Raw genomic sequence first — 13,609 nt, 5'->3', positions numbered from 1 at the left:
CCTTCAGGTTTCTCGGGCAATTGGCAGGGATTTCCGCCAGTCACTAGCTGGTACGAATGAGATTCAGCCCTTGATCGAGCCGAGGTGGACACGAACGATGACCTTACGGATTGCCAGGATGAGTCGGGCGATCGGGCGCCGAGAATGCCCGTCCAAGATGCCTAATCGTCGCGATCGTTCGGCACGCATCCCCTTATGGGGGCTGGGTGTTAGAAACGCGCAAATACTGTTTGACATTTCCGGCGCGCCCCGATTAAGTTGACTCTTGTTGGCCGAAATGCCGTACCATTCGGGTTTTCTCGCCAACAACGATCGTTTAGCACCCGGGTTTTGCAACGAAGGACAAGAACGGATCGTCGCGGACGTAGCTCAGGCAGACCACATCTACCACGCTGCCTGAAACAAGCGGAGTCGACCCAGTCCCTGGCACCAGGTAGTCGACATTCGAGCGATTCAAGGCTCTGCTTCGCCGCGAAAAGGAATCGGGAGACGGCCCTATCGAAACCAGCCTCGAAGTATCGAACGCCACTGCAATCGGTTTGTGGAGCGTAGTTTGGCGCAAGGTTCTTCACCCAGTTGATTGAACGACGAGGTAGGCCGGTTTTGTCGCGCGCCAAGCAAGCGCGCCCACACTGCCCGGGCGGTCCGGGTTCTTATTTTCTCTAGCGAGATACGCTGCATGTCGATCGGTGCAGGCCGATTGCAATGTAGGGCAATCGCCTAGGGGAAACATGCAAGAGGGAAATCACTCGAGCGCGCGACGGATACCCTTCGTCGCCACTCGATCGCAACATTCTTCACTTACTACTCCCAGCGTGTGAGCGGCGAACATGGTTGACGATGCGATTGCCAGTAGTTTGATCACCCAGGCCGTCTATTGGACCAGCTTGCTGGCGGTCGTGGGGGGCGTGATCTACCTCATCACGAAGAAGGATTATCGCACCGCCATTTTGATCGCCCTGCTTTCCGGCATGGTGCATGGCGTCTACTGGAACAGCCTGCTGATCATGGCCGAGAAGTGGGAAGCCCCCGAGTACTCCCACGGTTATCTCGTGCCGCTGTTTGCCATCGTCCTGCTCTGGGTCCGCTGGCAACCTCTGGAAGAGCCCTCGAGCGGCGCCCAGTGGGCGGGGGTCGGCCTGATTGCCGCGGGTTTTGCCCTGCGACTGGTCTCGGCCTGGTACAACTTTGTCATTCCCGACATGCTCTCGATCATGCCCTGCTTGTTCGGGGTCTTTCTCGTGGTCGGCGGCTGGGATTCGTTGAAATCGGCCGCGCCCGCGCTCGCGTTTCTGATCTTCATGTTTCCCTGGCCGGATGTGCTCGAGCGCAACCTGTTGCAGCCGCTCAAGCGTATCTCGACGCTGGCGGCGACCTACAGCCTGCAGACGATCGGCATGCCCGCCTACAGCGATGGTAATCGCATCATGCTGGGGGACGTTCAGTTGGGCATCGTCGACCAATGTGCCGGTCTGCGCATGACCACCGTCTTGCTCGCCCTGGCGGCCGCCATCGCCCTGTTCATGGAGAATCGCCCGATTTGGGAACGCGTGCTGGTCATCTTCAGCGCCATCCCCATCGCCCTGATTGCCAACGTGGTGCGGATCGTCGTGACGGGCATTCTGCACGCGATGGGGCAATCGGACCTGGCCAACAGCTTCCATAACGATTACGCCGTGTTCGTCATGGTGCCGTTGGCGCTGGGCCTGCTGTTTGTCGAGACCGAGCTCCTCTCCCACCTGTTCGTCGAGGACAAGATCGTCGCACCCCTCACGGTCGGTGGCGGGCTGCCCGGCAGTCGCCAACCCCGCGGTGCGTAAGGGGCCGCGTGTCGTGCAAGTCGTGACGTGGCGAGTGAATGCACTATTTCCCGAGGTGATCACCTGTGCTCCCACCAAATACTCCCGGCTTTGGTTCGAATGGAAACTCGACCGCGACGATGGCGGGCAACGGCCGGGGACGCGGTGCGTTGGTGCCGATGCGCGAGTCCTCGCACGCGCTGACCACGCCGGGCGCCCCGACGATCAACATGCGTCGGCCGGCCCCGCAGCAAGCCAGCTTCGACATGTCGGCGCTGTTGCACGCCTTGCGCCGGCGTTTGCCCGTGGCCTTGACGCTTGGTTTGGTGCTGGCCGGCGTGGCGGGCTGGTGCGCCTGGCTCTTGGTGCCGGTGAAGTCCGAGGTCGAGTCCTGGTTCTCGGTCAAGTCGACTCCGCCGATGCTCGTCGAGAATCTCGCCTCGACCGAGCAACGCAACGCCAACGAGTTCGATTATTTTCGTCGGACGCAGACGCAGATGATCAAGACGCCGCTGGTGCTCATCGCGGCCGTGCGCACGATCGCTGATCTGCCTCTCATCAAGAGCCACCGCGATCCGGTTCAATTCTTGAAAGACGAATTGAACGTCGACTTTCCCGGCGATTCGGAACTGATGCGCATCAGCCTGCGTGGCGAGGACCCCACCCAGTTGGTGCAAATCGTCAAAGCGGTGTCCAACGCCTACGTGAACGAGGTCGTCGATCGCGACCGGATGCAAAAGAGCAAGAATTACGACTTGCTCCTGCAAACGTCGGAGACCCTGCGACAACAAATCCACCGCGAGCAGGAAAACTACAAGCGTTTGTGCGAATTGCTGGGAACCACCAGCCAGGACGTTGTCGAGACAGAGCAAAAGCTGCTCCACGAACAGTTGTCGATCTCGAGCCGCCTGATGACCGACCTTGGCACGAAGAAGCTCGAGATTCAAACGGCTCTCGAAATGCTGCGTCAGCAGCAGGCCGAGCTCTCGGAAACGGGCACGCCCGATTGGGCCGTCACGCAAGAACTGAACCGAGATCCTCAGTTTCAGCAGTTGAACGCCGACCTGCAGCAGAAGAATGCCGAGTTGAGCAGTGCCATGCTGCACTTCAAGTCGGATGGTCCTGGCGGTCCCCCCTCGCTCATCCGTCGCCTGCAAGATAGCTGCGCGGAGTTGCAGGCGAAGGTCGATGCGTTTATCGCCGAGAAGTCGGCCGCGGCAGCCGAGGCCATCGCCGGCGATACCTCGGGCGACATCGTGGCGCGCATCCGCGGCTTCGAGGCGCAGATGTCTCACCTCGACGGCAAGATCGATGAAGAGCGCGGCAAATTCGAGGCGTCGCAGGCACGCTTGAAGAAGCTGGGGGCCTCGTCTCCCGACCTGCTGGCCGTGATGCGCAAGATCGAGCAGTTGGAGTTCAGCTACAAGAAGGTCGCCAGTGAAGTCCGCGCGATCGAAGTCGAATTGAAGGCCCCCTCGCGTGTCGACCTGCTGCAAGAGGCCCTGCCGCCGGAAAGCGATACCAGTTTCATTCGCATCGTCGTGGTGGGCTTTGCCAGCGCACTGGTCTTCGGCATGACGGCCTTCGGCCTGGCGTTCTGGGAACTGCAGCACGGCCGCATCAACGGCAAGGCCGACGTGGCTGACCGGCTCAATATGCGCGTGGTCGGCGGATTGCCTTCGCTGGGCGGGCGCCTCCGCGGCCGCGGCGCCAACGACGACCTGGTCGAGGCGGTCGACGGTCTGCGCACCCTGCTCATGCACCACGCCACGCTGCATGGCACGCGCGTCGTGCAAGTCACCAGTGCCGCCTCGCGCGAAGGCAAGACCACGCTATCCACGCAGTTGGCCGCGAGCCTGGCCCGGGCCGGGCGTCGCACGCTGTTCGTCGATGGCGACTTGCGCAATCCCTCGGCGCATCTCCTCTTCGAGATGCCGCTCGATCCCGGTTTCTGCGATGTGTTGCGCGGACAGGTCGAGGTCGACGACGTGGTCCATCCCACGCGCATTCCCGGCTTGTGGATGATTCCCGCCGGACAATGCGACCTCGAGGCTATCCACGAGTTGGCCAAAGACGGGGTCTCGACGTTGTTCGAACGCCTGCGTTTGGACTTCGACTTTGTCATTCTCGACAGCGGCCCCGTTCTGGCCGTGGCCGATTCGCTGCTGCTGGGCAAGCTCTCGGATACGACCATCTTGTCCGTGCTGCGCGACGTCAGCCGTGCTTCGCAAGTGCAAGAGGCGCACCAGAGTCTCGAACGCGTCGGCATTCACGTCCTGGGGACCGTGGTGCAAGGCGTCAAGAACGAGCAAGAAACTCGCCGGCACAAGATTCCGCTGCAACTCGCCGCGAACTGATTGAGCTCAACTCCTGTCAACACGATTCCATGCTGGATTGCCAACTATGAAGAAGTTCATCCTTCCCGTGGCCGTGGTCATCGTGATGATGGCGGCCTGCACGGTCTTGCAGGGGCGCTGGTCGGAGCGCTGGGGCGCCCCGGCGACTCCTCAGCTCAACGATTGGACGGCCCGGCTCCAGCAGGTGCCGCTCGAATTCGGCGATTGGGAAGGGCAAGAGGTCGCCGGAAATCCCGAGCAGTTGAAGGCCTCGGGAGCCGTCGGCGGCGTCGGCCGCGCCTACAAGAATCGCGAGACGGGGGACACGGTCTCCGTGTTTCTGGTCTGTGGCACGTCTCGCAAGGTGACCGCCCACACGCCCGACAAATGCTACGTCGCGGCCGGTTTCCGCATGGGGCCGATCAATCCCGACACCGTCGAGCTCGACGCCGGCAGTGCGAGCGCGGCGCAGTTTTTCACCGCGCCGTTCCAGAAGAATGAAGAGATCGAGTCGCAACGGATTCGCATTTTGTGGGGCTGGAGCGCCGATGGAGACTGGATTGCTCCCGGCACCGGCACGACTCACAAGATCGCCTTGTCGCGCTACCCTGCCCTGTTCAAGCTCTATGTCTTCGGCGATTGCAAGACGATGGAGCAGAGCGTACACGAAACGGCCTGCGACGAGTTCGTGCGAGATTTCATTCCGGTATTGAACGAAGTATTGTTCGACACGCCGGCGACGGCGGACGCCGCGGCGCCCGCGAATCCCGCGGCAAATGCCTCGCCCGGCTAAGCCTGCCGTGCTGGGCAGGTCGACCGTTCGCGCAGTCTGGTCCAAGATTGATGGTATCGATGTTTCAAGCCTCGCCGGTCCGCCAGCGTTTTTCAGGGCGAGTGTTCCTCGTCCTGCTGCTGCACGCGGTGGTCTTTGCCGGCGTGCTGTTGCTGGCGTTCAATCTGCGCTTCGATTTCGAGGTGCCGCCCCATCTGCAACGACTCTTCTGGATGACGTTGCCCTCCTTCGTCATCCTGAAGCTGATCATCTTCTACTGGATGGGGCAGTGCCACGGCTGGTGGCGGTACGTCACGTTCTCCGACCTTGCCACGCTGCTGCGCGCGGCCACGTTGGCGTCGCTGGTGATCCTGGCGCTCGACCAGTATCTGGTCTCGTCCAACCATTTGCCGCGCGTCATCCTGCTGCTCGACTGGGGGCTCACGATCCTGGTGCTGGGCGGCCTGCGCTGCGCCTGGCGTCTGTCGCGAGAGCAGTTTCGTCCCATGCTCAGCCGCGGCACGCTGCGCCGGGCCTTCATCGTCGGCGCCAATCAGGCGGGCGAGTCGCTGGCGCGCCAACTGCAATCCGATCCCCGCCTCGGCTATTCCATCACCGGTTTTCTCGATGACGATGTCGCGACGCACGGCACCCGGCTCGGCGGCGTGCAAGTGGTCGGAACGCCCGAAGAGGGCCCCCACCTGGCCGCGGCTTTCAGCACCTGCGAGATTCTGGTCATCTCGGGGGGCCTGACCGGCAAGCGCCTGCGCGGGCTGATGGCCCTGTGCGAAGAATCGGACATTGCCGTCAAGGTGCTGCCCGCGTTCGACGAAATGCTTACCTCCGGCGTGCCGTTGCAAGTGCGCAACGTCGACATCAACGACTTGCTGCGCCGCGAACCCGTGCAGTTGAACACCGACGCCATCGGCCAGATGCTCGAGGGGCGCACCGTGCTCGTGACCGGCGCCGGTGGCAGCATCGGCTCGGAGATCTGCCGCCAGGTGTTGCGTTTCCGCCCGGCGGCGCTGGTGATGGTCGAACGAGCCGAGAACAACCTCTTCGTCATCGACCGCGAGCTGCAAGCGGCCGGCCATGCGACGCAACTCCATCCGATCATGGCCGACATCGTCGATCGGCCGCGCATGAGGCAGGTCTTCGGCCAGTTTCGTCCCGATATCGTCTTTCATGCGGCGGCCCACAAGCATGTGCCCATGATGGAGTTCAACCCGGGCGAAGCGATCAAGAACAACATCGGCGGGACCCGGCTCCTGGTCGAGTTGGCCCACGAGCACGGCGTGGGCGAGTTCGTCATGATCTCGACCGACAAGGCCGTGAACCCCACCAGCGTGATGGGCGTGTCGAAGCAACTGGCCGAGCGCGTCGTCCACGCCTACTCGGAGATTTCGACCACGAAGTTCGTCGCCGTGCGCTTCGGCAACGTGCTGGCTTCGGCGGGGAGCGTGGTGCCGATCTTCATGGAGCAGATTCGACGCGGGGGTCCGGTGACGGTGACGCACCCCGACATCGAACGTTTCTTCATGACCATTCCCGAGGCCTCGCAGCTCGTGTTGCAGGCGGCTGCCATGGGGCGCGGCGGCGAAATCTTCGTGCTCGATATGGGCGAGCCCGTGCGCATCGTCGATCTCGCGCACGACCTGATTCGTCTGTCGGGTTTCGAGTCGGACGAGATCGAGGTGGTGTTTACCGGCCTGCGCCCCGGCGAGAAGCTGTACGAAGAGCTCTACTTCGACAGCGAGGAGATGATGCCGACACCCCACCCGAAGTTGTTCGTGGCGTACCACCGGCCCTACAGCCTCGACGAGGTGAGCGATGCGATGCGGCAACTGGAAGAGGCCTTGCATCGACCGATCGAAGACTTGCGTCGCAAGCTGAAGGATTTGGTGCCGGAATACTCGCTCGAGCCCAAGGCGGATGCCGCGTCGTTGAACGGGCATGCCGCCACGGTTGTGCCGACGCCACCGGTCGAATCGACCGATGCGATTGCCAAGACCTAGCACGACGCGCCACGCGACGAAATCGAATTCATGAGCCTGTCGCGACGCATCGCGTTCAACACGGTCACCACTTGGTTGTCGGGGGTCTTGAGCGGGCTCATCGCCCTGCTGCTGATTCCCTTTCTCACGTGGCGACTGGGGCTCGCCGGCTACGGTCTGACCGTCATCATTGGCGTGCTCGTGAGCACGTCGCTCATGGCCGATCTCGGCCTGCGCGGCGCCTTGAGCCGGCAACTCGCCTCCGCGTTCGCGACGCGCGACAACGAACGCGTGAATGCGCTCTTCAGCTCGGCGATGTGCTGCTTCCTGTCGATCGCCGCGGTCATGATGTTCCTGTTCTATTTCGCGGCGCCGCATATCGTGGCGCTGTACATGGGCATCTCGGGCGATCTCGCCACGGAACACGCGCCGCAGGTGGTCATGCTGTTGCGCTACTACGCGCCGCTGCAGGTGCTGCTGTGGTTCGTCTCGCCGGCCTATAGCGGCGTCATCGAAGGCAATCATCGCTTCGATCTGTCGAGCCTGATCCACATCGTCGAGATGATTGCCCGAGCATTGTTCGTGATGGGCCTGGTCGGGCTGACCGAGCTTGGGCTCGTCGGCTGGGCCATCGGCATGTTGGCATCGAAGTCGTTATCGCTCGGTATTTCGATCGTCCTCGCGCATCGCATCTGGCCCGCCTTGTCGGTTCGCCCCCGCTTCGTCCAGCGCGAGTCGATGTACCAACTGGCCTCGTTGGGCGGACTCGTCTTTCTGTACTGGAACGTGTTTCGCTTGAGCGTCCAGACCGATCCGCTCGTGTTGGGGGCGCTGCTCGGCACCGCGTATGCAGGTATGTACAAGCCGGCGGTCGAGGCCGTCTGGGCCATCTATCCCTTCGTGGGAGGTCTGACGCGCCAAATGGTCCCCTTGGCCGCGAGCATGGATGCTCAGGGGCATGCGGCCCGCCTGCCCGAGTTGTATATCAGTAGTACCCGGCTGACCCTGCTCATGGCGATTCCCTACCTGGTCACGCTGGGCTGCTTCGCCGAACCGTTCGTGCAGGTCTGGTTGGTCGACGCCCATCGTGCGACGGCCTACGCGATGATGCTCTGTGTGGTGGCCGATCTGATCTTTTATGCCGGCGTGACCCACTGGCAAATCCTGCTCGGCATGAATCGGACTCGCTTCATTGTGTTCGTCGAGTTCAGCATGGCGCTCGTGAACCTGGCCGCTTCGACGCTGTTGATCTACCTGTTTCGCGAGTGGGGTTGGGGAGACAACGCCATCCTGGGAGCACCGATTCCCACGATCGTCTGCCGTTGCATCACTTGGACGATACTATCGGTCCATACGGCGAGCGTGACCGGCACTCCCTACTCGCTGCTCATTCGAGACGGGTACGCCGGCCCTTTGCTGGTACTATTGATCTTGCTGGCCGTGGCCTTGACGGTGCGTCTGGTCGTGCAGCCCGAGAGTCTGACAGCGCTGCTGGCCTGCGTGCTGGTGCCGCCGCTCTTCTGGATCCCCTCGTGCTGGTTTTTGGGATTCCGCGGCGACGACCGGGCGCGCTTGATTCGACTCGCGCGTCAGGTGCTGGGACGCAATGCCGTCGCGGGCGCCTGACGGCCTGCTCGACCGTGCTCGGTGTTGTGCGGATTTCGTGGCAAGGTCGCGAGGCCTTTCCAAGTTGGGTTTGTGACGGCGTGCTTCGATGACTCAAGACCGGTCGAACGCCACTTCTTCAGACGCGATGCCCGAGCTGCCCCAGGTCTGGGTGTTACAGCCGCGCGTCCGCGGTTATCGCGTGCCGGTGTGGGACCGTGTCGCGCAACGCGCCGCGGGACGCTACTCGCTGAGTGTCTTGGGGCCCCTGGCCGAATTGCGCGAGAGCGGCTACACGATCGGGCCGCACTTTCGCGAGTTTCCTTTTCATGAGCGACAGTGGCTCGGACGCACCTGGTCGACCTGGCCAGACGCCGCCGAGGCCGTGCGTCGCGAACGCCCCGCCGTGGTCGTGTTTTGCGCCACGCTGACGATCCTTACCTGCTGGACCTTGCCCAAGCTCTGCCGGCAACTGGGCATTCGCACCATCGCCTGGACAAAGGTCCACAGCCGTAGCGTGCAGCGCTCGCGCTGGACAGATGCGATCAAACGCCGCTTTCATGGCCGTTTCGATCTGGCCGTCTGCTATGGCCGGCAATCGCTCGAGGAACTGGCGTCGATCGGCTACCCCCGCGAGCGAATTCGGATCGCCCAGAACACCCTCGACACGGATCGTGCCTTCCAAGACCGAGCGGCCATCGATCGCCGCGCTGCCGAGCTTCGACAGGCGGCCGGTATTGGCGATGCCCCGGTCCTGGTCTCGATCGGTCGCATGGTCCCCCGCAAACGCCCCTTCGACTTGCTCGCCGCGTGGCCCCGGTTGCGCGAGCTCGATGCGAGGCTTCGCCTGGTCCTCGTCGGCGATGGCCCGCTGCTCGACGAGGTGCGGCGCCGCGCCCACGCTTTGGATCCCGCTCGCATTCTGGTCACCGGCCGGGTACCGCCAGGCGACGACGAAGCGTGGCTGGCGGCCGCTACCGCCGTCGTGTTGCCCGGCGCCCTGGGGCTGGCGATCAATCAGGCGATGGCCTTGGGCCGGCCGACCATCGTCGCGGATGAACGAGGGGCCGATTCGGAGATCCTCGAACACGACGTGACCGGGTGGCGCTATCCGCGTGGCGACATACCCCTACTCGTCGAGACTATTCGGGGGGTGCTCCGCGGGCCTGAAAATTGTGCAAGAGTTACACGCGCCGCTATTGAAGTCATGCGCGACCGAGTTAATCTCAAGAACATGGTGGCCAGCTTAGATGCCGCCATCTCAGAAGCGTTGGCCATGTCGGAACCGCGGTGATTCCGCGCCGCGCCAGCCATGAGCGAGGGGCCCCACACAGCGGCGTTCCTCACCAGTTCATGGGGCGCACGGACAGCACTCTCTTCCGCAGAAGCCGGTACGCAATCCTGAGCGTGCGTCGATTTGTGCGTTCAATGGGATTGGGACTTACTGGTTTTCCATGTGCGGCATTGCCGGCATCTTTCTTCAACAGTCAACAACTCAAGCCGTATCCGTCGAGCAATTGGAAGCGATGCTCGACACCATGCCCCACCGGGGGCCGGATGCGCGCGGTACCAACCTCATCGATGCCCGCACGGGATTGGGGCATCTGCGGTTGGCGATTCTCGATTTGCGCCCGGAAAGCAACCAGCCCTTCGTCCTCGACGACGGCGATCTGACGATCACCTACAACGGCGAGATCTTCAATTACATCGAGCTCCGCGCCGAGCTTGAAACGCTGGGGGCGAAGTTTCGCACGCAGTCGGACACCGAGGTCGTGCTCGCCGCCTATCGAGCATGGGGCGCCGGCTGCCAGTCGCGCTTCAACGGCATGTGGGCCTTCGCGATCTACGATCGCCGGCGCGACGTGTTGTTCTGCTCGCGCGACCGCTTCGGCATCAAGCCGTTCAACTATGCGTTCTACCGCGGACGCTTCCTGTTCGCCTCGGAAATCAAGGCCATCCTGGCCGTCGTGCCAGAACTGGCACAACCAGACTACGACGCCATCTCGCGCGTGCTCCGTGCCAGCATCGGCGCGCAATGCAACGCGACCTGCTTTCACGGGGTGAATCGCCTGCCGCCGGGGCATTCGTTGACCGTGACCCGCGAGTCACAACGGCTCGAGCGTTATTGGCGCTATCCCGCCGAGATCGACCGCTCCCTCAACTTCGACGCCGCCGCCGACCGCCTGCGCGAATTGCTCGTCGACGCCGTTCGCCTGCGCATGCGCAGCGACGTGCCAGTGGGCCTGACGCTGTCGGGCGGAGTCGACTCGTCGGCGCTGGCCTGCCTGCTCCGCAGCTTCTACGACGGCCCGTTCGATACCTTCACCGCGGCGTACGAGGGAGAATGGTACGACGAGTCGGGCCAGGCGGCCGAGCTATCGCATGCGCTCGGCATGACTCCCCACCAGGTGAACGCCGCCGGCGGCGAATTCCTCGACATGCTGCGCAAGATTGTCTGGCACATCGAGTCGCCGACACAATGCCCGGCCGTCGTGCCGCTGTGGAACATCGATCGGCTGGCGCGTTCCAAAGCCACGGTGCTCCTTGAAGGCCAGGGCGCCGACGAGTTGCTCGCCGGCTACTCACCGAACTTTACCGAGGCCATGTTCGATCAGGCCTACCAGGGACGCTGGTGGTCGGCCTTGTCCGAGTTGCGCCACGCGGGACGCTCGATGGGCAAGCGAAACGCCTTGCTGACTGCCGCCCGCCGCATGAACCCGCCGATGTTGCACAAGCTCTATCGGCAGTATCGCGGCGACGAAGGAGTCTACGTCGGTCCGCTCGTCGGTCGCGACGAGTACCCGGATCGCGACCCCTCGAAAGAAGCCGTCGGAGTGCTTAACCAGTCACTGGTCTCGCAACTCGACGGCTGCCTGGGCGATCTACTGCATTACGGCGATGCGATCTCGATGGCACATTCCATCGAGGCGCGGGTTCCCTTCCTCGATTATCGCCTCGTGGAGTTCTGCCTGCGTATGCCCGGCGAGTACAAGTTCCGCAACGGCATTGGCAAGGCCATTCTGCGGCACGCCCTCCGCCAGGATGTGCCCGCTCCGATTCTGCAGAACCGGCGCAAGCTGGGCTTCGTGACCCCCATCGCGCGCTGGTTTCGCGAGCAACCCGAGCAGACGGTCTATCCCGTGCTGCGGTCCGAGGCGGCGCGCCAGCGGGGCATTTTCTCCCCCCGGCAGGTCGACGAGATGCTCGCGCGGCACGTCTCCGGCAAGCAGGACGTGTCGAGCCAGATCTTTCGCTGGACGGTTACCGAACTCTGGTTTCAGACGTTCATCGACCAGGGCATACGCCCGTTGCGGGCCGCCTAGTCGATCGTCGGCGGGTGCTGGTCCAGTTGATCGTTCTCGGGTCGGCGCACCAGGAACGAGCCGATCGCCAGCGTATCCATGTAGCTGCGAATGAAGCAGTCGATGGCCTCTTTCGGCGTGCAGACGATCGGTTCGTTTTCGTTGAAGCTGGTGTTCAGCACCACGGGGATGCCGCTGCGCCGCTCGAACGTCGAGATCAGGTCGTAGTAGAGCGGGTTCTCGTCGCGCGCCACCGTTTGCAGGCGGCCCGTGTTGTCGACGTGGTTCACCGTGCAGAGCCGTTCGCGCCACTCCGGCTTGATCTTGTAAACGTGCAGCATGAACGGCGAAGGGTGCGAGTGTTCGAACAAGTCGGTCTGCCGCTCGGCCAGCACGCTCGGGGCGAAGGGCCGGAACCACTCGCGCCGCTTGATGCGCGAGTTGAGAATGTCTTTCATGTTCGCCACGCCGGGGTGCGTGACGATCGAACGATTGCCCAGGGCCCGGGGGCCCCACTCCATGCGTCCCTGGAACCAGCCGCAGACGTCATGCGCATCGATGCGTTCGGCCAGACGGTCCAGCAGGGGCTGCCGTTCGAGCTTCTCGTACTTGAGCCCCGCCTGTTTCAAATCGGCCTCGATGCGCGTATCGTCGAACTGGTGTCCCCAGTAGGAATTCCGCATCTGAAACTTGCGCGGGTGGCCCAAGACCTGGTGGTAGACGTAGAGCGCGGCCCCCAGTGCGAGCCCTTCGTCCCCCGCCGCCGGCTGAATGTACGTCTCGCGAATCGGCGTGTGATCGAAAACTTTGCCGTTCGCCACGCTGTTCAGCGCACAGCCTCCGGCCAGCGCCAGGTGTGGGCTGCCGGTCGCCTGGGCCACGTGATTCACCAGATGCATGAAGCCTTCTTCGAAGCGCTTCTGCATGCCGAAGGCCAGATCGCGGTCGCGTTGCGGGATATCGGTATACGGTTCGCGCGGCGGGCCGAATCGTTCCGCCATCTTCGGCGTGAAGGTGGTCGACTGGTGGACAAAGCCTTCCTCGTCGATCGAGAGTCCCTGGTCGTGGCCGATCCGTGGGAAATAGTCCTTGTTCAGACGGTACTGTCCGCCGTCGATCAAGGAGATCGCTTCCTCGTAAAAGTCGTGATAGGCATCGGTGCCGTAGGGGGCCAGTCCCATCACTTTGCCTTCGTCGCCGTAGCGGTGGTAGCCGATAAAGCGGCAGATCGTGGCGTAGAACGTCCCCAGCGAATTCGGCAGGTAAACCCGATCGAGCACGTCGATCTTGTTGCCGCGGCAATGAGCGAACATCGTCGAGACGAAGTCCCCCGATCCGTCGTAGCTCAGGCCGGCACATTCGTCGAAGTTCGAGCAATAGAAGGCGCTGGCCACATGCGCCAGGTGGTGCTCGACGTGGTGCTCGGTAAAGCGGCACTCGGACGGGTCGACCTCGAGCCCAGTGGCCAGCAGCGTCTGCAAATCGTCGAGGCTCACCGCCTTGCTGCGGATGGCCATCAGGTTCTTGAACATCGACGGATTGAGCAGCGCGTACTGGATTTTCTGCCGGACATTGGCCGACCGGTCGCGGCCAAGGGCCACGTGGTCGATGTCGCTCAGACGCAAATTGGCCGCCTCGAGGCAGGCCCGGATCGCCAGCTTCGGGAAGCTCGCGTAGTGCTTTTTTCGATTCAGCCGCTCTTCGGCCACGGCAAAGACGAGCTCGCCATCGACAAGAATCGCCGCCGAGGCGTCGGCGTGGTTGGTGTTGATACCTAGGATGTTCAAGGACGACCTCGAGT

8 protein-coding genes are annotated in these 13,609 nt (G+C 63.0%); 7 read left to right on the top strand and 1 reads right to left on the bottom strand.

Features of this window, described 5'->3' with window-relative positions; translation table 11 throughout:
* Positions 1-830: 830 nt before the first annotated feature.
* The 7 genes from KF708_22115 (at position 831) to asnB (ending at position 11,829) form a co-directional block, all read left to right on the top strand.
* Complete coding sequence (locus KF708_22115; GenBank protein MBX3415395.1) at positions 831-1,820, top strand: exosortase/archaeosortase family protein; 990 nt, start codon at positions 831-833, stop codon at positions 1,818-1,820.
* A gap of 65 nt (positions 1,821-1,885) precedes the next feature.
* Positions 1,886-4,156, top strand: coding sequence for a polysaccharide biosynthesis tyrosine autokinase (locus tag KF708_22110; protein MBX3415394.1), 2,271 nt, complete (start codon positions 1,886-1,888; stop codon positions 4,154-4,156).
* Positions 4,157-4,202: 46 nt separating this feature from the next.
* Positions 4,203-4,928 (top strand): exosortase-associated EpsI family protein, encoded by a 726-nt coding sequence (locus KF708_22105; protein MBX3415393.1) that lies wholly within the window; start codon positions 4,203-4,205, stop codon positions 4,926-4,928.
* 59 nt (positions 4,929-4,987) lie between these two features.
* The gene (locus KF708_22100; GenBank protein MBX3415392.1) at positions 4,988-6,922 is read left to right on the top strand and encodes a polysaccharide biosynthesis protein; all 1,935 of its coding nucleotides are present in this window, start codon (positions 4,988-4,990) and stop codon (positions 6,920-6,922) included.
* A gap of 30 nt (positions 6,923-6,952) precedes the next feature.
* Positions 6,953-8,527: an oligosaccharide flippase family protein gene (locus KF708_22095; GenBank protein ID MBX3415391.1), complete on the top strand. Its 1,575-nt coding sequence runs from the start codon at positions 6,953-6,955 to the stop codon at positions 8,525-8,527.
* A gap of 88 nt (positions 8,528-8,615) precedes the next feature.
* Positions 8,616-9,800, top strand: a complete 1,185-nt coding sequence (locus tag KF708_22090; protein ID MBX3415390.1) for a glycosyltransferase family 4 protein — start codon at positions 8,616-8,618, stop codon at positions 9,798-9,800.
* A gap of 160 nt (positions 9,801-9,960) precedes the next feature.
* Positions 9,961-11,829, top strand: a complete 1,869-nt coding sequence (asnB, locus tag KF708_22085; GenBank protein ID MBX3415389.1) for an asparagine synthase (glutamine-hydrolyzing) — start codon at positions 9,961-9,963, stop codon at positions 11,827-11,829.
* Here the strand turns inward: asnB and KF708_22080 are convergent.
* On the bottom strand, positions 11,826-13,595 hold the full coding sequence (locus tag KF708_22080; GenBank protein ID MBX3415388.1) for a carbamoyltransferase: 1,770 nt from the start codon (positions 13,593-13,595) through the stop codon (positions 11,826-11,828). The genes asnB and KF708_22080 overlap by 4 nt on opposite strands.
* Positions 13,596-13,609: the final 14 nt, after the last annotated feature.

Source organism: Pirellulales bacterium, from assembly GCA_019636335.1.
In the GTDB taxonomy this organism is placed as follows: domain Bacteria; phylum Planctomycetota; class Planctomycetia; order Pirellulales; family JAEUIK01; genus JAHBXR01.
This window is presented reverse-complemented; position numbering and strand designations above follow the sequence as displayed.

What these genes read in the sequence shown, in the direction of transcription:
- KF708_22090 (MBX3415390.1), top strand. Translation starts at nt 8,616, where the DNA reads ATGACTCAAGACCGGTCGAACGCCACTTCTTCAGACGCGATGCCCGAG.
- KF708_22095 (MBX3415391.1), top strand. Translation starts at nt 6,953, where the DNA reads ATGAGCCTGTCGCGACGCATCGCGTTCAACACGGTCACCACTTGGTTG.
- KF708_22100 (MBX3415392.1), top strand. Translation starts at nt 4,988, where the DNA reads ATGTTTCAAGCCTCGCCGGTCCGCCAGCGTTTTTCAGGGCGAGTGTTC.
- KF708_22115 (MBX3415395.1), top strand. Translation starts at nt 831, where the DNA reads ATGGTTGACGATGCGATTGCCAGTAGTTTGATCACCCAGGCCGTCTAT.
- asnB (MBX3415389.1), top strand. Translation starts at nt 9,961, where the DNA reads ATGTGCGGCATTGCCGGCATCTTTCTTCAACAGTCAACAACTCAAGCC.
- KF708_22105 (MBX3415393.1), top strand. Translation starts at nt 4,203, where the DNA reads ATGAAGAAGTTCATCCTTCCCGTGGCCGTGGTCATCGTGATGATGGCG.